The following is an 18,461-nucleotide window of genomic DNA, read 5'->3' on the forward strand; positions in this document are numbered from 1 at the left end:
TTATTGCGTTAAGTAAATACTAAAGTATTTTATTAAAATAATTAGTTTTATCATTTACACTAGATGACGACAAATTGAGCCTTTTTCTATAATTCTCAATAGTCCAAAAAGGTACACCTTTTTAGACGGTGGAAAAACCAATGATATTCAGTCTATTTACTCTTAAAAATAAATCTTTTTAGACGTCCTAAAATAAATAGACCTTTTTATACTGTTTACCCTATACTTAAACTATCTATTATAAACAAGGATGGTTTTCACAATGGGAATTAATTTTGGATATATTCGTGTAAGTACAAATGAACAAAACTTAGATAGGCAGTTAGAAGCAATAAAACCTTATTTAACAGATGAAAAATATCTGTACAGTGATAAGGCGAGTGGGAAGGACATGGAACGCGACGGCTTTCAAAATATGCTTAAAGCAATGAGAGAGGGCGACACATTGTATATTAAATCCATTGATCGTCTAGGCCGGAATAAAGCACAAATAAAAAAATATTTAGAGCAGTTTAAAAAAGAAGGAATCCGAATCAAAATTATTGATTTACCTACGACTATGCAAGAGGTACCAGAAGGTCAAGAGTGGGTTATAGACATGATTAATAACATCATTATAGAGGTTTATACATCTATGGCGGAACAGGAGCGAGCAACCATCTTACAGCGCCAACGAGAAGGCATAGCCGTTGCTAAGGCAAAAGGAAAACATCTAGGGCGTCCCATCATTGCTTTTCCTAAAGAATGGGATAGGTTATATAAAGAATGGAAGTCTGGAACAATTACGGCTGTCGCATTTATGAAGGAAATAGGCATGAAAAAAGCGACGTTTTACAATAAGGTAAGGGCTTATGAGGAAAAGAAGTAATTATAACAAAGAAATAAAAAGAGAAGATAGAGTTTCATGTCTATCTTCTCTTTGTTTTAATATTTATTTGTAACTAGCTTTGCCATCTGTGTACGAAACATAAATACCATATTTATCGTTGATAGCATCTCCGACATGCATTTTCAAATACTTTGTTTTCGAACTAAAATTGGTCATATTAGTATATTTATAGAATAGGTAAGATTTAGCACTTATACTTTTGCTACGAACTTCATACTTTCTAGAGATCTTTAAGCTTGGATCTGAATAAGTGCCAAAGTAGGTGTGAATGTTTCTGTCGTATACCTTTGAGATATAATCATTCCCGACTGGACTATCACTTAAATAAATCTTAGCTTTATACCAAGCATCTCCCCAAGTACTTTTACCAGTAACCTTAATTGTTTTTTCGTTTGTAGCCATAGTAGACATGTTTCCACCTAATGATTTAACTAAATCTGCATCTTCATCTTCATCAACAACTTCAATTGATAGCTTCACATAGGATCCATCATCAAAAGTGAATTTTTTTGTAGGCTCAGCATCTGTGGTACTAAAAGAATCGGTTTCGTCATCTTCTGAGTTTTCATCGCCTTCTGTCAAAGTAGAATGTAGCTGTGCTTTAGATAAAGTTAACTTCTTTTGATTTTCAGGCTTATCTGCATCTAACTCTTCACCATTTTTGATTTTTTTAATAACATTATCGATATCTTCTTGCGAAGATCCATCTTCCTTCATGTGTGCTGCGATTTTGTCATAATCGACGTCGTCTTTTGAGTTTGATTCTGCTGAAGCCATTGTACTTGGAATAACTAGACCAAGTGCAACTAAAAATGTAACAACCTTCTTCATTCTTGAAATCTCCTCCTACTTATAGTAAATTAACATATATATGTTTATAGTGTTAAATAATAACATATATTCAAATAAAAGGTAAAGGAGTTTCTGATAATGACTACCATTTTTTTCAGTCTTTTTGTAATAGGAATTAGTATTCTATTAGGCTATTTAGCATATAAGTTTTCTAAAAAAAGAATAACCGGATCAGTCGTAGTAGTTGTTGTAGCAATTGCAATGCCTATATTTCTAACTTATCCTCAATTGTTTTTCTCTTCAATAATTACTATTGTCTTTTGGTTTGCCTATGTAGTGAAAGAGATAAGGATATAATTTTTTAACTTATAGGAAAAAATGGCATGAAGTGGAGGGTAGACTTAAATCTATTCTCCACTTGTCAGTTTTTGAACATACATTTCTTAATAACGCATCATATTAATGATGAGATAAATACTTATTAGTATTTTGGAGGCTGTTAATACAGACGAAAAATAAGATTTCTGTCGCTTACAATCGGCTGTGTTACGGTTCATGCAGCTCGGTCCTCTAAGAGTCGAGCTAACAATGTGAGGAATTAGTGATGTGGTTTCCAGTTGATTTGAGATGAATGAAAATAAAACAAAGAAGCTAGCTAAGGTTTTACACTTTAACGAGTGAAATTCATTTTTGAAGTTTTCTAGTGTACATAAGTCTGATTACGATTAGTTTTCCTTTTCACTATATTGTTAAGTCAAACTAAACGTATTTTATAAAAACAAATTCCATCTTTTATATGTATTGTAGAAAAACTCCATATTTGTCGTCATCTAAAGTAAATAGTAAAATCTTAGTAATAACTAACATACTTTAATATTTACTCAACAAATAATATTACTCAAATAAAGTTATTTTATAGGAGGATATTCAATTAAAATATTTATTTTTAAAGTTATACGTATATGAGTCTACAAATTTGTCCAAACTAATAACGTATTCCCCCTTTTCCAATAAATTTGAAAATCCTTTGCCTGGTGGGCAAAGGATTATTTTTTTAAAATGTAATTTATTACGAGTTATCTTATGTAATGACCCTTATTGGTAGCTTTTCTAAAATTAAAGATTAAAATATTAGTTAAGTAACACCAAGGTTTTATTCATAAATCAGAAGGGATAGGTATTACTTAAATGCTGGATATTCACATTTACGATTGGGCAAAAAAAAGGCCTAAGAAACATTATAATAACATACATGAACTTAGAATTTTTGAATTGATTTTTTGTAACAGATTAAAGGATTTGGAATTTAAACTAGAAGAAGTAAAAAGCATCGCTGTTTATTGTTTAGCTAATCCCAACAAAGAAGTATTATACTCAGAAGAGAAGGCTATTCAGGAAGTTGAAATATTCCTGCCTGATGATTATATGTTATTTATAGAGTTAGAAACTGTTGAGAAGAAATATCAAGCATTTTGTAACATAGTGAGGAATTATATAGTACCTGCCTTAGAAAAGTACTCTTTGCTTCCTTTAACTACAATAAAGAAATATGTAGAAGAAGCTTTGGAGGAAATAGTTAAACAAAATTATGAAGCCATCTTTTTAGTTGCTAAAACACCAAAGAAAAGCCCTAATCGTAAGCTTTTAGCAATGTTAAAGGGCATACATAGATATTCTGGATTTCAATTATGGTGTGAAGTTTATAATGAAAGAGGCTTAAGAATAACTAATGAACTACTGGTAGAAGAAGTTGGAAATGAAGTTGTATATGCCAGATTCTTAGGAGAATTAAAATGGGAAAGCAATCAATTAATTACTATTAAGTCTAAAACAAGCAGTTGGATGAAAGAAGTCCATATTCCTTTATAATATAATTTCTACTTGTACACGGTATCCATCCTTAGTTACCATAATCATCATTATCCGTGGAAGTACAAAAAGCCCTTTTAAGGGCTTTTATGGTTAATGTAGTTGTTATGTACCTTGTATCTCTGTTTTTAGGGTTAAACATTCCTTACAAAAATAAAAATAAATAATCATTTCTCCTAGGAAAAGGTCCACACCGGATACAAGATCTACTTCAAAATCATGAGCGATACTGGAAACATATTTCATGTCATGGTTACAGATTGGACAGCTTATATCATTTGGCTTGTTAACGTATAGAGGTGCTCCCAACACTCTACATATGTACTCCTGACCAAATAAGTCAAATGCATCGTAGTAGGCATCTTCATTGACTGGTATATCTTCTTCTAACATATCGATAAGTTTGAATTTCGCATAAGGAAGAGGAACAGGTATTTTACCTTCTTCGTCTTGAATCCATTTTTCCTTATCATTTTGAATCAAAACAGTAACACTTTTTGTTGTAGGATTTAATTGAAATAGTTGAGGCTCCCATAAAGTAGAACAATTTAAGCATGATGTTAAAGGTAATTCTTCTAGTTTAGAAGTTCTAAGTTCACTTAATCGATCATCCTTTAGATCAAAACATAAAATCTGATGTAAATCTTCCCCACATAACCGACATTTTGGTACATTCCACTCTTGTCCTCCAAAACGATGATTATAAACATCATTACCTTCAATAGCTCTAAAGCCTTTATGCCCCTTCCAATGCTGTCCATAAGGTCTATTTATCATTGTAAGCACCCACTTTTTGTTCTTAAAGAGTATTTGACCACCCTTCTTTATTTGAAAATGTCTCATAACTACATCCACTTTCATATTCGAATTCTTTACCCTTTTTTACATAATAAGCTTCTGATGAAAGAGACAATAAAATTTCAAATTCAGTGTCCTTAAGCATTTTTGAAGGATTGGATACGATATCTTCAAAAACTTCTTTACCATGAGCGACGACTGCACATCTGGCATATAAGAAAAGGTCAGGTGAAAAGTGTTGATCTTGTTGAGAAAAACTGTATTCACCAATTTCTTTTGCATGTTCTTCTGTATCTAATAAGAAAAGCTTATAAGAGAGAGTTTCTTCAAAATGTCTTATTTTCCATGCAGTGAAAGTAGAAAGTTCCTTAATAGCAGCCTCTACAATCGCTTCTTCATCTTCTTTACCCCAATCTAATAAAGAGATAATGCTCCAGAAGACTTGATCATCTATCATTTTCTTTGGTTTCATAATCTTGTTTCTACGAGCATTGGCGTCAGCTTCTTCTATTTTCTTCTGCATCTCACTTTTAAACCCTTGAGGATCTGTTTCTTCTCGCCATTTATAGTAAACATCCATCCCACATTCCTTTGACCATATCCCTCCGTACACATTTGACTCTATACCCAATTCCTCTTGAACTAAAGGAATGTTTCCAATATAGATTAACTCTTCAGGTAATCTTCCATCTACCCACTTAAATGTCGGTTCTTCTTTTTCATTAAGTAAAGACTTAGTAATTAAAATTTGACGAACATTTTGATTAGCAATTGTAGGCCTCTGTTCACCTATATAATTTGTAATACCAAGAAGATAAGAGCGATCAATTATATTCATTACTTTAACTGCACCATACTTATTCATCGGCAATGGAGTAGCAAATATATCTCCTACTTGCACAGCTCTCTTTGAGTTCACTATATGTAATTCCTTTCAGTTAAAAGTTTAGTTATAAGTAGAATAACAAGGAATGCTAAAAGTGTATATAATAGACAGAGCCAGTTACTCTAGTAATCCCTTATATAATAATATCCTAGAACTATATAGAAACCTTTTTATAGGAGGTATTAATATTGTTTGTACGTTTATATGTTACAGCAAAAAATAAAACTGAAGCTGAAAAAAAATTTAAATTTTTTTTGGAAAAGATAAACCAAATATTAGTTAAAGCTAACATAGAAAAATTAGAGCCTTACTGGAAATTTGATGATGTATATGTTGTAGAACTAAATTTAATTGTGAAAAAAGGTTTAAGTCTCAACGAACTAACTCAATTATTGGAGACGATCTCTGATAAATGGCAATACTATGGTGACCCAATTAATGAGTTTTTAGCTTCAAAAACAGCTGAAGGCTGTAACTATATATTAAAGGGTATAGAAATGATCAACATTTATTTAGATGAATAAGATATAAAAAGTTAGTTAACATAGCCGATCCTTATACAAAGGAATGATTAGAGTTATCTGCTAAACTAAATGCTAAAGAGCATTTAGTATCATTCGAGGAGGACATCCAAATAGTGAAGAAAATTTCATATCCATTTTATCCAAAATCAAATAGATATCTCATGCCCGGTCAATTTTGGCCCATTCCTTTAAGTGACGGAAGATTTGCTTGTGGTAGAGTATTAGAAACTAGTCTTGAATATACAAAACACTTCATCGCTGGTTTAATGGATTGGGTAGGAGATGAACCACCTACTAGTGAGGATTTGAAAGGACAAATCATACTTGAACAAGGTGATGTACACATCAAAATGATACAAGAAACAGCCTTAGATGGCATGATTTCTGGTTATAGGGATTTAGAATTAGACAATTTAGAGGTAGCTTATTTTAGATCACAGGAAGCCTTTGCAGATAATTGTATGTTGCAAAAAGGATACACAGAAATTCGGCCTATAACGAGACAAGAACATCAACTGTATAGTACTTTTTCTACATGGGGTTACGACGTCATCAAATTTAGAGCCGAAGATATGTTTGTTAAAAAATAAACACGAATATTATATATAAATCGAGTTACCGTAACCAAAATTATCGGAAATAATGAAATTTTTCTTATCTTAAATACTCTTATAATAAATATAAGAGTATTTAAGACAGATAAGGAGAGAATAATTTGCTGCATAGACTTAAGAAATTAAAAAACACAGACATTTATAGTACTTATTGTGACTCTTTCGGACCTCCTTCTCGTATATACAAGTTTCAATGGCAAGAATCCGTGCTTGAAGAGATAGAAAAAAGTCAAGTCTCCAATGATAAAGGTAGTTTGTTTATTATAGAATTTTCGCCACAGAACGACAGACCTGTTTGGACATACATTACAATTGGTATGTCTAAAAAGAAAATGATAAATGGTCTGAGGTCTGAATTAATTTGGCTTAATGAAAAATCAAATCAAGAAATTATAGAATTATTGGTTGGTCTATCTAAATACCCTTTCTATAACCATACATCTTTGGATTATGGACAAACTATTTCCAACTCTGAAACACATTCGTCTTTTAAAATGAATAGTCTTTTGATATGCCCTCCTATCATGGAGACAGAAAATACAGCCTACCTATTAGATATTTTTGATAAAAAACGTATTGAACTATTTTGGCTATTGCCCATTCATCAAGAAGAAAAGAACTTTATAAAAGACAAGCAAGACTTTACAAAACTATTAAACTTATGGATTGAAAAAGATATTGATCCAGTGATTTTATGTAATTCTGAACGTGAATCGACGTTGTAAGCACTAAACGTAATCCATGAATACTATATACAAACCTAGTTACCATAAAACACGTTCCAGGAACCTATTTTGTTACCAGAGGATAAAGAATATCAAGCTCTTTTTTCAAATTGCTTTTTTCATCATCATAATTAACAGGGTGACTATCAGAACTATTCTCTATTGTCACTTTACCGTTCTTTAAAAAATCTTTTAGTTGCAAATAACTGCTTATTGGGAATTCATGCATTTCCCATATGTTACGATAACCTAAAATTCCATTATTAATGAGTAATTGATCAGCCTCATTTGTTACTTCCTTAACGAAATCTACAAAAAGACAATTTGTATCTAGAAGAACTTTTCCTTTTGCCTTACCTGTTTCATAAGTGTCTTCATACAAAGTAATTTTAATAGATAACTCGTCACTATTTTTACGAACAAACGTCCATTCTATTTCGCTTGGTTCTTCATTCCAAATTACCGTTGCATTCTCTTCTTCATGTATTAATAAAGAGACAAGGCTTCTTAATAGATCTCCAAAAGCATCTGTTAAATAGCTTGGAGTAAATTCCAATTTATTTGAATCAATCTCAATAAGTACCTTAGCCCAGCCATAACCTTTTAAATAATAATTAAACTTGATATTTTAACTCATTCTCCTATATGTAAATTCTACTATTCATTATAGCAAAATGACTCTAAGATCAAGGACTACATGCTCTCCGAATTTAATTAACATAATCCATATTATAGGAAATTATCAATCTGGTACTTTTTGACACAGACCTCCAATTCGATTATTATCTAATTAGATAATAATCGAATTGGAGGAGGAAGGTATTAAATTATGCAATTAGATAAATTAGTCAATTACCATAAGGCAGTTGGAGACCCCACAAGAATTAGAATTATTTCCTTATTAAAAAAAGGCCCTCTTCATGGGCAAGCAATCGCTTATAAACTTGGGTTACAACCGCCAACCATTACTCACCATATTTCAAAATTGAGAGATGTAGGGTTAGTTTATCAAAGAAGACAAGGGAACATTATTTATTTTTACCTCGATAGTGAAAGGCTAGAATATAATTCAAAAGCTATCTTAAATATTGGGGAGGAGTCTATGGAGAACCAAGATAGTAAAATCAATAATCAAGATAAGTTATCTATTGTTAAAAATTTTATAAATAGCGACGGGACATTGAAACAAATTCCGAGTCAAAGAAAGAAAAAGAACGTTATATTAGCGTATTTAATACGTGATTTACATCAAGGAAAAACGTATAAAGAAAGGGATCTTAATGAATATATAAAAAACTATCATGAAGATTATGCGACTATTCGTAGAGAATTAATTATGCAACACTTCATGTATAGGCAAAATGGAGAATATGAATTAAATCCAAAAGAGATGTGGCCTGTTACCTTTTAAAATGAACGTTTCTTCGTTCATTTTTCAATCCAACTAATTCGATATCTATCTAATTAGATTACTGTTATTTTTAATAAGAATGAGGTGTAAATGTGATTCCAATAACTAAAGAGGCTAAAGTACAAACAGGTATTTGGAAAGGAAAGTTTATTTATCTATGGGTAGCAAGTATATTTTCAAGCCTTTCTATTTCAATGTATTTAACTATTGAGCAGTGGTATGTAGTCAATTACCTAAACTTGAAGAGCTCTTTAGGAATTATTTTAATGGCGACTACGATTCCTAGAGTATTATTAATGGTCATAGGAGGCGTTGTATCAGATAAATACAGACGATCTAGAGTTATATTCTTTTCATTACTAACTAGGTGTTTTATGCTACTTCTGATGGCTTTATTCTATACAAATAATTTATTATCTCTTTCTGCCTTACTTATATTTGCTTTATTATTTGGGGCATCAGATGCATTTTTTTGGTCAGCTAGAGATGCAATTGTTCCAGGGATTATTCATAAAGAACAACTAGTCAGAGCGAATTCAGTAATACAAACAACGAATCAGCTTTCTGTCATGTTTGGCCCTGTCTTAGGTGCTACTCTCCTTTCACTTTTCTCATATTCAACCATCTTTCTGATAATTGGCTTTACACTTTTGATAAGCATAATCTTGTTACAATTCATCAAAGAAAAGAAGACATTAAGGCCCAAGAAAACATCTATCTTAAGGGATTTAGCTGAAGGAATTAATTATGTTAAAGATTCCTCGTTTCTTCTGACAGTCATGGTGACATTTATTATTGTCAACTTATTCTTTATTGGACCTCTCATGTTAAGCATCCCTATCCTTGCAGAGGATCATTTTAAAGGAAATGCTTTTTACTTAAGTATTTTACAAAGTTCGTTTGCTAGTGGCATGTTGTTAGGAGCTATAATCATGGGCTGGTTGAACATAAAAAGGAATAGAGGAAAACTTGCAATTTCTTTCATATTCTTGGAAGGGTCATTACTTATGATATTTAGCCAAGGAATTAATCTCTGGCTTGCTGCTGCTATTTTGTTAGCTATTGGATGTTGTGTATCAAGTATTAATATTCCCATAGTTAGTTTAATACAGGAGAAAACACCCTCAACCATAGTAGGTCGAGTTATGAGTGTAAATACAATGGTTTCCATGGGGCTTATTCCAGTTTCTTATGGATTAGTTTCCACTCTTCTTAGCATTAATGTCGATATTAAATTTATTCTCTTATGTGCTGGTATCGTGATTGTATTATTTAGTGTACTACTTCTTTTAAAGGCTTCAGATCTTAAAAATACATGAGGTATCTATAATAAAATCAGGCCTTATTTAGTCACTATAATCCACATTCTAGGCACCAAAAGAAGCATCTAGCTATTAGATGCTTCTTGCCTCTTATCAAATAGTTTTACTAGAATTCAATCTATACTAGTCATGACAACTTGAGCTCCAATATAGAGTAATATTAAGGCCATTATAATTCCAATGAGTATCTTCTTAAAACTGCTCATTTAATATCCATATCTCCTTCTTAGTACTTATAAACGTATAATCTAAATAATAACATTTATGGATAAATAAAGTCTTTTAATTAACATAATGTGCGTTATAGGAACTGTATATATAAAGAATTTTCGGTAAATTATGATAAAATATGTAATGAAAAGGAGGGAATGAATGATGGAACTAGCTTTTTCAATGACTAAGTTAGCTATGAGAGGAATCTTAAGTGTTATTTTCTATGTTCCAGATGCTTTTTCTTTTGCAGCAAAGAAAGTCTCCAGAAGTTCAAAGAAAGTACCATCTTAAACAAATAAAAAAGGGATTCTAACCTTTCTTTTATAAGAAGCTAGAGTCCCTATTCTCTCTAATTACACTTAACATAATCCATCTTCTAAGAACAAAAAAAGAGACAAATTAGTTTGCCTCTTTTTTGTTTTTTATGGGGTTATTGATTTTAACTCTTTTTTCAAACTTTTATAATGCCAATTGATATGGTCAAGTTCTAATTCTATTTCCATTAACTGATCTATTAGCGTTTCCTTGTCTAGAGAAGAATGACATAAGTGCTTGATTAATAACTTAAGTTTTTCACTACTTTCACAAATATCATTTAAATCAACTGCTAATTCAGCGTACTCTTTGTCAGGTGACAATAGAGAAAGTTTATTTATTAATTCACTGACAATCGGCTCATTCATTACATTCACCTCCCATTAATCCATCATTGAAATTAGGCATTTATAGTATTTTATCAAATAAATGCAAAAAGTTGATGTATATGATATACAAAGTTAGTTAACATAATGTCTCTTTCCGGTAGACATGAAAAAAGAGAACCCTTCTGGGAGTAAGGGTTCTAACAGAGTCACTTTTATAGAATATGCATCTTTTTATACATCGTTGATATGACGGAGTTCTCCCTACAGGTAGTTGAAGAGATGATGCATAAAAAGCGCACCTTTTATTCATATGCTTTACACCCAAAAAATAGCATTTCAAAGCATGTTATGTTACACTTTAAGTCCGATAATCGTTCATCTCATATTGATGAATCCTTACAAAGAGCCACCTCGCTTGCCAATGCCGAGGTGGCTTTTTATTTTGTTAACAATGTTAAAGTAACATTATCTTCGCTCTTAAAATATGCTATTCTCACAAATATAATTCTTTTTATTTCCTTTTGATGTAAAATTAACCTGATACTAAATTTTTGAATGTGGCGAGGGTATACGATGAAATCAATTATAGCAACAGCTTGTATAGCATTTATGGTTACAAGCCTTATGACAGCTTGTAGTGAAGAGAAAGAAACTGTTCAAGCAGAACCTCAAAAGAAAGTTGAGAGTACTTTAACTCCTGCAGAAAAGCAGGAGAGGTTAGAGATGGAGAAATTAGAGAAAGGAATTTTGTCCTATCGAGAAAGCTTTAAAGGCGGAGATTATCTTATATCTGTTTTAACTGGAACATACGAAAAAACAAATGAAAGTTCAGGAACAATTAACGCACAAATTAAGGTTGAAAACGTTCATGATGACGGTACAGCTGTTAACCTTTCTCCCTTAAAGTTCTGGATAGAAAACGAAAAAACAAAACAAAAGGTTGTAGGAAAAGCTCTTCCTAACGATGCTCAAATATATAATAGTCTCCCCCAAGGGCAATCTATAGTTTTTGATGTTTCGTTCTTAATTAAAGATGTAAAGGAATTAGATCAATTCTATTTATATATAGACAGTAAAAATGATCCGTTAGATAACGTGCATTGGAAGCTCGACAATTTAGAAACCACACAACCATAATTTAATAATAGAAAAAAGGAAGGTATTCTTTACCTTCTTTTTTTATCTTTTCCAATATCCTGACCATCCTTTTAACCAATATTCTTTATTTAGACGTAATGTTTAAAAAAATCGTGGTTTTCATTAAAATTAATTTTCTTTACAGGAAATAGAGTTAACGTGTACATTCATAATTCCCTTTGATAGAATAAGAGGAATATATATACAATTAAAGATGAGAATGTTAAAAACTATTGCTGCTTCTCAGAGAATTCACATACAAAGGACGATTATATGAGCAAAAAAACTCAAACTGGCCCCCCAGATAGATGGGATATATTTTTTACAATCTTTTTACCTGTTTCATTAATAGTAGGTTGGATTGTTACTGTTTTAGCTTGGATTGCAGAGATGAATAAGTAAAATTAACAAAGGCATATTATTTAAAACAAAAAAGAAATCCATATTTGTCAATGTATAAGGTCTTTAACCTCTGTATTTCGACGGGTTAAAGACCTCTTTTTATGCCTTTTTTGAAAAAATATTACATAATTTGAAACGATTTTCATTTTTTTTACGTTCATAAAGAAAGGAGAGAAGGAGGCAGATGAATTCAATTGAAGAAATCTTCGAATTATACTACAACGATTTATATAAGTATATTTTCTCATTAGTAAGAGATAAGCATCACACTGAGGACATACTGCAGGAAACTTTTTATAAAGCGTATATAAACATTGATTCCTATCAGTCAGATAATTTAAAAGGCTGGTTAACTACAATTGCTAAGAATTGTTTTATTGACTTTTTTAGAAAACAAAAAAAGATCATTCTAACCTCTGAATTTTTTTATGAAGTTGATAAAAATCAAATTAATATAGAAGAAATGATCATTACTAACGAGAAAATTTCCAATGTTGCAAAAATCATTAATAATCTTCCTGTTAAACAACAAAAAGCAATTATCCTTAAAGATTTTAAAGAGTTAACCTATGAAGAAGGAGCTTTAATAATGAATATTAAAGCATCAACTTTTAAAACCCTCGTTTATAGAGCAAGAAAATCAATTAAATTAAATTTCAAGGAGAAATAATGATGAATAAAGAGTCAGATTTCTATATTAGCGAAGACAAAAAAAATAAAATTATACGATTTGCTAAATTTAGAGCAAGGTGGAACACAATTATTATTATTTTTTCTATTTTATTATTAATCTTGCCTATAGGGTATCTTTCTACTATTATATACTACTCAATTAATAATAAAGCTAATAATGAAATCTTAACACTAGAAACCGTTTATTCACTAACCAAGCCAAATTTAAACATAGATGATGATAAAGTGCAGTCAGAATTTAATCCATTCTTCGGTTTTAGTATTTCAGCACCTATAAATAAACAAGTTGGTTCTAATAACTTAACAGTGGGTGAATATAAATCAGATATAGGATTTGGGGTAAAGAAAACTTCTACAGTTGATTTAACTATCCAGCCAATACCCATGGATTTAAGAGAAAAGGAATTTGCATTTGTCCCTCCTACGCAAAGTGCACCTTTTAATTTAAAAAGCAGTTGGGATAATTTAAATCAAATCCCTAGTGGTACAGTGTCTGAAGTATTTCTCTCTTTAGATAAAGCTTACAAATCAAAAACAATAGAAGATATTGTATCCAAATATGATGTAAAAATACTTTGGAATGCAGTTGATACTGGAGTAGAGAAGACTATGGAAGATAGTAATGGAACTGTTGTTACACCTATAGGGTACCCTGAAAAAAACACTTCTCCCACTAATTCACATTTTACAGCTAAGAATAGCCAAGAATTATTCATAGAACAACTGAAGTATTTAAATGAACAAAATAATCTTACAGAAAATATTATGGGTGAATCCTCAATAGCAGCAAAAGAGCGTTTGAAATACATTAATAAAAATGGAGTTAATATTTACGGGGTAGTAATTACCGGACCATCAAAAGAAATTTTAAAAATGAAAGAGCTAAAAGAAATACGAGGAATGTATATTGGCAAGGTCGATTTTTGGAACTGGAATGAATAGGAGGTTAGTAAAATGAATTTAGGTTATAGCTACTTTAATAAATCAAGCTATTCATCAATCATTTTAGGTTTAATTAGTTTAACTTTTTTAAACATGAATTTACTTTTTAATACTATGTTTAACACATTTTTTTTAATTCAAATTATTGGAGTTGCTCTTGGACTTATCGGACTTTTAAGCAAAGAAAGTAGAAAACAAGGATTATGGGGAATATTCTTAAATACATTTCCAGTTATCTTTATTGTAGTAGTGTCTATCCTTAGTTTAACTATAAATTATCAACCATAGTAACAATCCCAGTCTAACGTGGACTGGTTTTTTTTAGCTGTAATCATCACATATAGAAAATATCAACGTTCGTAAAAGTATACTTTTGTAGTTAACATAAGGCATGTTACAGAAACCTAAAAAACTCGCTTAAGCTACACATGATAAAGGAGTTTTAATTACCTATAATTACTTTTTAAAAATGGCCCTAAATCATCTGAATCTTGCCAAATATTTAAGATGAATAAGTACAATTAACAAAAAACATACTATCTCAAATAGAAAAGACGTCTTATTTTATAAGACGCCTTTTTACTCAATTTAAACACTCTTTAACTTACGTTGTTTAACTAATTCACCCTTATGCTTTTCTTCAAACTTATTAAACATCGAGATATTCGTTAGTACGCCCATAGATAACATTAATAACGTGAGGGAAGATCCACCATAACTTACAAATGGTAAAGTTACACCTGTAATAGGTAAGATACCAGTTACTGCCCCAAGATTTACAAATACTTGAATACCAATCATAACCGAAATACCTATAGCCATTAATGCTCCAAAAGGTTCTTTGCACTTCTGTGCAATTCTTAGCCCTTTAATAACAATAAAAAATAATAAACCCAGAACGATAAGTACACCCCAGAAACCTAGTTCTTCTGCAATGATAGCCATAATAAAATCTGTATGAGATTCAGGTAGATAACCAGCTTTTTGTACACCCTGCCCTAGACCTAGACCCTGTAGCCCTCCGGTTCCTATAGCTAAATAAGAATTAACAAGCTGATAACCATCGCCTTGTTGATTTTCAAATGGACGTAAGTACCCTGTAAAACGAGAGATACGTACAGGAGAGAAGACTGTATCAATATGTCCAGTTACTAATAAAACGACAAGCATAATTCCTATGCCTACTACTCCTAGCATCGCAATTTTTAGCATGGATTTTCTAGAAATACCAGAACATAAGACAATGGCTGCAACGATTGCTAGAATAAGAAGAACCCCACCGTAGTCAGGTTGCATAGCAATTAAAAAGCAAAGAAAAAATACAATAAGAATCGGTGGAATAATTGCGCGTTTTAAGTCATTTATATATTCCTGTTTATTTGTAAAAACGGCTGCTAAATAGACAATAATGACGAGTTTTGTTAATTCCAATGGTTGTATTCTAATTGGACCAAGTACAAGCCAACTTGTTGCATTTCCTGCCGTATGTCCAAATACAAGTACCAGAACTAAAAGGGTAGTTATTCCTCCTAATGCAAGCATCAAGAATCTTTTTTCTTGGTACATCTTATAAGGAATAACAGCTGTAACGCAGAAAAAGAAAATCCCTGCTATAAGTGCAAGCTTTTGTTTTTGATAAAAGTAATCACCCGTGAATCCATATCGAGCGATAGCTGTTACCATACTAGCACTGTAAACCATAATTAAACCCATCATACTTAAGATAACTAAAGCTATAATAAACTTATAGTCATAACACTTTAAAACCTTTTTGAACATAGAAAAATCCTCATTTCTTGCAATATAAAAAAATATGTTTTTAGAGAAAAACTCTCAATAAATTAAACAAACCAAAGGTTGAACTTGCTACTATAGCCATAGTACCTACTGTTTTGTTCCTTCCTGCTAAATAATAATGTAAACTATGTAAGATAAATGCAACTGAGACAACCATGATGACTGCCTTGTACCAAAAAGAACTATCTAAATACCACCCTAAACTCATAAAAATAAGTAGTAGTACTAAAGAGATTGTTCTTATTCTACTTTCTGTGACAACTTCTACGTACTTCATATAACACTCCTACCGCCAAATAAAATTCCTATCATATGGTTAATTACCATGTATTAACCATAAATGTAAACAAGGTTATAATTATACCATAGCAAAACCTTAAATAAGATAGGAATAGTACCGAAAAATATATTAATAGTTAACATAATACGTGTTACCGAAACAAACAAAAAAGTTCCCACTTATCAGGGAACTTTTCAAAACTTTATTTTATCCAGTGAACTTCTTTCAAAGGCCAATAAGCTAATTTAGCTTTTCCTACAATTTTATCTACTGAAATTGTTCCGACCTTAGGGAATCTACTATCTAAGCTATACATTCTATTATCTCCCATGACAAACAATTGGCCTTCTGGAACTGTTTTACTGCCCGTATACTCTTCAAGTTTAAAATCCTCAGTTAATGGACCTGTTACCTTTTCCTTTTTGTATTGATCTAAATAAGGTTCCTCATATTTTTTTCCGTTTACATATAGCGTATCATTACGATATTCTATATGATCACCAGGTAAACCAATTACCCTTTTAATATAATCTTTTTCCTTTGTAGCATGAAAAACAATAATATCAAATCTTTTTATATTATTTTCCTTATTTTTACCCACTTCATTAAGAATAATATGTTCATCGTTTTTTAGAGTTGGCATCATTGACTTACCGTTCACTACTATAGGGGCAAGTATGTATTCTCTTACAACAAAAGCTAAAATACAAGCAATAATAATTGATTTAATCCATGAAAAAATATCTTTACGTTTCAATTGAAAACTCCTCTATAACTTTAATACATGTTTAAAATTATAACATAATATATAGAAATTAATCTTAAATTTAACAGTTAAAACATGATATATACTAGTCAACATAATGTTTTTTCTCGGTAGTAAATAAAAATAGAGTGTTTATTTACTAAAAATGCTATTATATATAAATTAAGAAATTTACTAGGAGATTATATTATGTTTAAAAAAATCATATCAGTGCTGATTTCTTCTCTATGTGGTAGCTTAGTAGTTGCTGTAGCAACCTTTGATACTTCATATGAACAAATCACTTTTAATAATTTGATAGCTGGCTTAGTTCTTGGATTAATGTATATTATTCCAATTGTTACTGTGTTAGGCATACCATCATCTATTTTGATTGATATCTTAATTAAAAATAGAAATGGGAAATATAAAAAATTAATAGAAATAGCACTATACATTATTTTTGGAGTAATAGGTGCAACGATAGTTTCACTTATTATCTCATTAGATGATGGTACAAACGGCGTAAATTTGTTGGCATTCAAACGTATTTGTATTCTTGCTTTAAGTTGTTCTGTCCCCTTCGGGATTTGCTCAATCTTATGGAATTATAGATTGAAAAAGAGTCCTTCACATTAGATAGACAGCACGTATACTCTATACAAGCGTAATTAACATAATCATCATTATCGGTACAAAAAAAGCACCTGATAAGTTTAAGTAGTTCAGTTTTGAAGTAGAAAATGTTAAAAAACGAATAAAAAAACAAGTGATTTCGCACACTTTTTGAGTACAAATTCCCTAATTGAATAGCAAATAAAATGGTGTCAGTTTTTACTGACACCATTTTATTTCTTATCGGTCATTAAACAATGTGTGTTTCATTCATCTTTTACATCTTTGAACAACTTTTTTATCGCATAGATTTCAACAAGGAACAAACCGAATGCACTACCAAATGCAACTGAAAAGGCTGTTAGGATATTCAAATTATGCTTAAAAAAGGAATTTACTATTAAATTGCTGATGAAAAAGAATGTAAAGGTTAATAAAAATCTGTAAAATGGTTTCAAGATTTAACCTCCTAAATTATTGGAAGACTTTCTACCTTTGACTATTATTTTTACTCTGACTAATGATGGAGAACCTGACGGTGAAGCAATCGTAAAGCTTGAAGATATAACTTCTATTTCGTGTGATCATGAAGACGCAGTGTGTTTGAAGATTTTATATTCTTATATTGAAAATGAAAATATTAGTAGAAAGCAATAATCCCTAGGGATCTATTGCTTTCTGTTGTTTATTCTTCAGTATAAAACTTTTTTATAAGGTCTAACCTTCTAAAAAATTATCCTTTTAACTCTTTATTTAATAACGTAAGGAACTTCTCCTGCACCTTTTTCTTATGAATCATCCTTTTGATGCGCAGGCTACTCTGCAGATAAAATCGTACTCGTCTGTTTCCAAAAAGTAATGCGTAGTATTTGTCATCCTCGTAAATGTTTCTAAACCAATGTTGTTGTTTTAACAATTCAATATGCTTGTTAATTTTTTGTGTGTTTAAACTCTTATGAGTATCAATAACAGGAACTAAGCTTGATAAAACATCTGATAAAAAATCCGTCATTTATATATCTCACCTTACTTTGTATGTATTATCCTATTATAAACTGCACCGTCCACAAAAGTAGACATTTTTAGTTACCATAATGACGATTATAAAAAGCAAATAGTATGGTAAACCTAATTTTTAGTTAAAAACTTCAAAAACACCTTTA

23 protein-coding genes are annotated in these 18,461 nt (G+C 30.9%); 14 read left to right on the top strand and 9 right to left on the bottom strand.

The features are described from left to right. Positions 1–262: 262 nt before the first annotated feature. Positions 263–868, top strand: coding sequence for a recombinase family protein (locus U9R83_RS08835; protein ID WP_243549101.1), 606 nt, complete (start codon positions 263–265; stop codon positions 866–868). A 63-nt stretch (positions 869–931) separates the two neighbouring features. Here U9R83_RS08835 and U9R83_RS08840 read toward each other — a convergent pair whose 3' ends face one another. Then, positions 932–1,720, bottom strand: coding sequence for a hypothetical protein (locus U9R83_RS08840; protein ID WP_243549102.1), 789 nt, complete (start codon positions 1,718–1,720; stop codon positions 932–934). Between the two features lie 99 nt (positions 1,721–1,819). On the opposite strand from U9R83_RS08840, the gene U9R83_RS08845 reads away from it, so the two are divergent. Both U9R83_RS08845 and U9R83_RS08850 read left to right on the top strand, forming a co-directional pair. Continuing rightward, entirely contained in the window at positions 1,820–2,038 is a 219-nt protein-coding gene (locus tag U9R83_RS08845) for a TcpD family membrane protein (protein WP_243549103.1), read from the top strand. Positions 2,039–2,869: 831 nt separating this feature from the next. Beyond that, on the top strand, positions 2,870–3,550 hold the full coding sequence (locus U9R83_RS08850; RefSeq protein WP_099000213.1) for a hypothetical protein: 681 nt from the start codon (positions 2,870–2,872) through the stop codon (positions 3,548–3,550). A 105-nt stretch (positions 3,551–3,655) separates the two neighbouring features. Here the strand turns inward: U9R83_RS08850 and U9R83_RS08855 are convergent, their stop codons facing one another. Continuing rightward, a complete protein-coding gene (locus U9R83_RS08855) occupies positions 3,656–4,327 on the bottom strand; it encodes a hypothetical protein (RefSeq protein ID WP_243549104.1) in 672 nt (223 codons plus the stop codon). Positions 4,328–4,349: 22 nt separating this feature from the next. Next, positions 4,350–5,267: a DUF4240 domain-containing protein gene (locus U9R83_RS08860; RefSeq protein WP_243549105.1), complete on the bottom strand. Its 918-nt coding sequence runs from the start codon at positions 5,265–5,267 to the stop codon at positions 4,350–4,352. Positions 5,268–5,422: 155 nt separating this feature from the next. On the opposite strand from U9R83_RS08860, the gene U9R83_RS08865 reads away from it, so the two are divergent. The 3 genes from U9R83_RS08865 to U9R83_RS08875 all read left to right on the top strand — a co-directional run bounded on the left by U9R83_RS08865 (position 5,423) and on the right by U9R83_RS08875 (position 7,097). Beyond that, the gene (locus tag U9R83_RS08865; RefSeq protein ID WP_316909894.1) at positions 5,423–5,758 is read left to right on the top strand and encodes a hypothetical protein; all 336 of its coding nucleotides are present in this window, start codon (positions 5,423–5,425) and stop codon (positions 5,756–5,758) included. Positions 5,759–5,871: 113 nt separating this feature from the next. Further along, on the top strand, positions 5,872–6,348 hold the full coding sequence (locus U9R83_RS08870; RefSeq protein ID WP_243549106.1) for an immunity 26/phosphotriesterase HocA family protein: 477 nt from the start codon (positions 5,872–5,874) through the stop codon (positions 6,346–6,348). 125 nt (positions 6,349–6,473) lie between these two features. Then, positions 6,474–7,097, top strand: coding sequence for a suppressor of fused domain protein (locus tag U9R83_RS08875; RefSeq protein ID WP_243549107.1), 624 nt, complete (start codon positions 6,474–6,476; stop codon positions 7,095–7,097). A gap of 64 nt (positions 7,098–7,161) precedes the next feature. Here U9R83_RS08875 and U9R83_RS08880 read toward each other — a convergent pair whose 3' ends face one another. Further along, positions 7,162–7,653: a hypothetical protein gene (locus U9R83_RS08880; protein WP_243550605.1), complete on the bottom strand. Its 492-nt coding sequence runs from the start codon at positions 7,651–7,653 to the stop codon at positions 7,162–7,164. A gap of 273 nt (positions 7,654–7,926) precedes the next feature. Here U9R83_RS08880 and U9R83_RS08885 point away from each other — a divergent pair, with 273 nt between their 5' ends. The 3 genes from U9R83_RS08885 (at position 7,927) to U9R83_RS08895 (ending at position 10,334) form a co-directional block, all read left to right on the top strand. After that, a complete protein-coding gene (locus U9R83_RS08885) occupies positions 7,927–8,508 on the top strand; it encodes a DUF2087 domain-containing protein (RefSeq protein WP_098113790.1) in 582 nt (193 codons plus the stop codon). A gap of 92 nt (positions 8,509–8,600) precedes the next feature. Beyond that, positions 8,601–9,827 (top strand): MFS transporter, encoded by a 1,227-nt coding sequence (locus U9R83_RS08890; RefSeq protein ID WP_099331482.1) that lies wholly within the window; start codon positions 8,601–8,603, stop codon positions 9,825–9,827. A gap of 375 nt (positions 9,828–10,202) precedes the next feature. After that, positions 10,203–10,334, top strand: a complete 132-nt coding sequence (locus U9R83_RS08895) for a hypothetical protein (RefSeq protein WP_265589654.1) — start codon at positions 10,203–10,205, stop codon at positions 10,332–10,334. A gap of 131 nt (positions 10,335–10,465) precedes the next feature. Here the strand turns inward: U9R83_RS08895 and U9R83_RS08900 are convergent, their stop codons facing one another. Continuing rightward, positions 10,466–10,726: a hypothetical protein gene (locus tag U9R83_RS08900; protein ID WP_099331481.1), complete on the bottom strand. Its 261-nt coding sequence runs from the start codon at positions 10,724–10,726 to the stop codon at positions 10,466–10,468. A gap of 534 nt (positions 10,727–11,260) precedes the next feature. Here U9R83_RS08900 and U9R83_RS08905 point away from each other — a divergent pair. From U9R83_RS08905 to U9R83_RS08920, 4 genes are all read left to right on the top strand, one after another. Next, a complete protein-coding gene (locus U9R83_RS08905; protein ID WP_316909898.1) occupies positions 11,261–11,824 on the top strand; it encodes a hypothetical protein in 564 nt (187 codons plus the stop codon). 586 nt (positions 11,825–12,410) lie between these two features. Further along, positions 12,411–12,896 (top strand): RNA polymerase sigma factor, encoded by a 486-nt coding sequence (locus tag U9R83_RS08910; RefSeq protein WP_316909900.1) that lies wholly within the window; start codon positions 12,411–12,413, stop codon positions 12,894–12,896. A 2-nt stretch (positions 12,897–12,898) separates the two neighbouring features. Beyond that, positions 12,899–13,861, top strand: coding sequence for an anti-sigma factor C-terminal domain-containing protein (locus U9R83_RS08915; protein WP_328575198.1), 963 nt, complete (start codon positions 12,899–12,901; stop codon positions 13,859–13,861). Positions 13,862–13,873: 12 nt separating this feature from the next. After that, positions 13,874–14,149 carry a hypothetical protein gene (locus U9R83_RS08920; protein ID WP_316909902.1) on the top strand — a complete coding sequence of 92 codons (276 nt, stop codon included), beginning with the start codon at positions 13,874–13,876 and terminating at the stop codon, positions 14,147–14,149. 300 nt (positions 14,150–14,449) lie between these two features. Here U9R83_RS08920 and U9R83_RS08925 read toward each other — a convergent pair whose 3' ends face one another. The 3 genes from U9R83_RS08925 to lepB form a co-directional block, all read right to left on the bottom strand. Beyond that, complete coding sequence (locus U9R83_RS08925; RefSeq protein ID WP_316909903.1) at positions 14,450–15,640, bottom strand: FtsW/RodA/SpoVE family cell cycle protein; 1,191 nt, start codon at positions 15,638–15,640, stop codon at positions 14,450–14,452. A 40-nt stretch (positions 15,641–15,680) separates the two neighbouring features. Further along, complete coding sequence (locus U9R83_RS08930) at positions 15,681–15,935, bottom strand: hypothetical protein (protein ID WP_049164752.1); 255 nt, start codon at positions 15,933–15,935, stop codon at positions 15,681–15,683. A gap of 205 nt (positions 15,936–16,140) precedes the next feature. After that, complete coding sequence (gene lepB, locus U9R83_RS08935; protein WP_328575199.1) at positions 16,141–16,695, bottom strand: signal peptidase I; 555 nt, start codon at positions 16,693–16,695, stop codon at positions 16,141–16,143. Positions 16,696–16,893: 198 nt separating this feature from the next. Here lepB and U9R83_RS08940 point away from each other — a divergent pair, with 198 nt between their 5' ends. Continuing rightward, positions 16,894–17,322 carry a hypothetical protein gene (locus tag U9R83_RS08940; protein ID WP_243550607.1) on the top strand — a complete coding sequence of 143 codons (429 nt, stop codon included), beginning with the start codon at positions 16,894–16,896 and terminating at the stop codon, positions 17,320–17,322. Between the two features lie 709 nt (positions 17,323–18,031). On the opposite strand, the gene U9R83_RS08945 is transcribed toward U9R83_RS08940, so the two are convergent. Beyond that, positions 18,032–18,310 (bottom strand): hypothetical protein, encoded by a 279-nt coding sequence (locus U9R83_RS08945; RefSeq protein WP_243550609.1) that lies wholly within the window; start codon positions 18,308–18,310, stop codon positions 18,032–18,034. Between the last annotated feature and the right edge of the window lie 151 nt (positions 18,311–18,461).

The organism is Priestia sp. LL-8, from assembly GCF_036227845.1.
Taxonomy (GTDB): Bacteria; Bacillota; Bacilli; order Bacillales; family Bacillaceae_H; genus Priestia; species Priestia zanthoxyli.

What these genes read in the sequence shown, in the direction of transcription:
- U9R83_RS08835 (WP_243549101.1), top strand. Translation starts at nt 263, where the DNA reads ATGGGAATTAATTTTGGATATATTCGTGTAAGTACAAATGAACAAAAC.
- U9R83_RS08840 (WP_243549102.1), bottom strand. Translation starts at nt 1,720, where the DNA reads ATGAAGAAGGTTGTTACATTTTTAGTTGCACTTGGTCTAGTTATTCCA.
- U9R83_RS08845 (WP_243549103.1), top strand. Translation starts at nt 1,820, where the DNA reads ATGACTACCATTTTTTTCAGTCTTTTTGTAATAGGAATTAGTATTCTA.
- U9R83_RS08850 (WP_099000213.1), top strand. Translation starts at nt 2,870, where the DNA reads ATGCTGGATATTCACATTTACGATTGGGCAAAAAAAAGGCCTAAGAAA.
- U9R83_RS08855 (WP_243549104.1), bottom strand. Translation starts at nt 4,327, where the DNA reads ATGATAAATAGACCTTATGGACAGCATTGGAAGGGGCATAAAGGCTTT.
- U9R83_RS08885 (WP_098113790.1), top strand. Translation starts at nt 7,927, where the DNA reads ATGCAATTAGATAAATTAGTCAATTACCATAAGGCAGTTGGAGACCCC.
- U9R83_RS08895 (WP_265589654.1), top strand. Translation starts at nt 10,203, where the DNA reads ATGATGGAACTAGCTTTTTCAATGACTAAGTTAGCTATGAGAGGAATC.
- U9R83_RS08900 (WP_099331481.1), bottom strand. Translation starts at nt 10,726, where the DNA reads ATGAATGAGCCGATTGTCAGTGAATTAATAAATAAACTTTCTCTATTG.
- U9R83_RS08905 (WP_316909898.1), top strand. Translation starts at nt 11,261, where the DNA reads ATGAAATCAATTATAGCAACAGCTTGTATAGCATTTATGGTTACAAGC.
- U9R83_RS08910 (WP_316909900.1), top strand. Translation starts at nt 12,411, where the DNA reads ATGAATTCAATTGAAGAAATCTTCGAATTATACTACAACGATTTATAT.
- U9R83_RS08915 (WP_328575198.1), top strand. Translation starts at nt 12,899, where the DNA reads ATGAATAAAGAGTCAGATTTCTATATTAGCGAAGACAAAAAAAATAAA.
- U9R83_RS08920 (WP_316909902.1), top strand. Translation starts at nt 13,874, where the DNA reads ATGAATTTAGGTTATAGCTACTTTAATAAATCAAGCTATTCATCAATC.
- U9R83_RS08925 (WP_316909903.1), bottom strand. Translation starts at nt 15,640, where the DNA reads ATGTTCAAAAAGGTTTTAAAGTGTTATGACTATAAGTTTATTATAGCT.
- U9R83_RS08930 (WP_049164752.1), bottom strand. Translation starts at nt 15,935, where the DNA reads ATGAAGTACGTAGAAGTTGTCACAGAAAGTAGAATAAGAACAATCTCT.
- U9R83_RS08940 (WP_243550607.1), top strand. Translation starts at nt 16,894, where the DNA reads ATGTTTAAAAAAATCATATCAGTGCTGATTTCTTCTCTATGTGGTAGC.
- U9R83_RS08945 (WP_243550609.1), bottom strand. Translation starts at nt 18,310, where the DNA reads ATGACGGATTTTTTATCAGATGTTTTATCAAGCTTAGTTCCTGTTATT.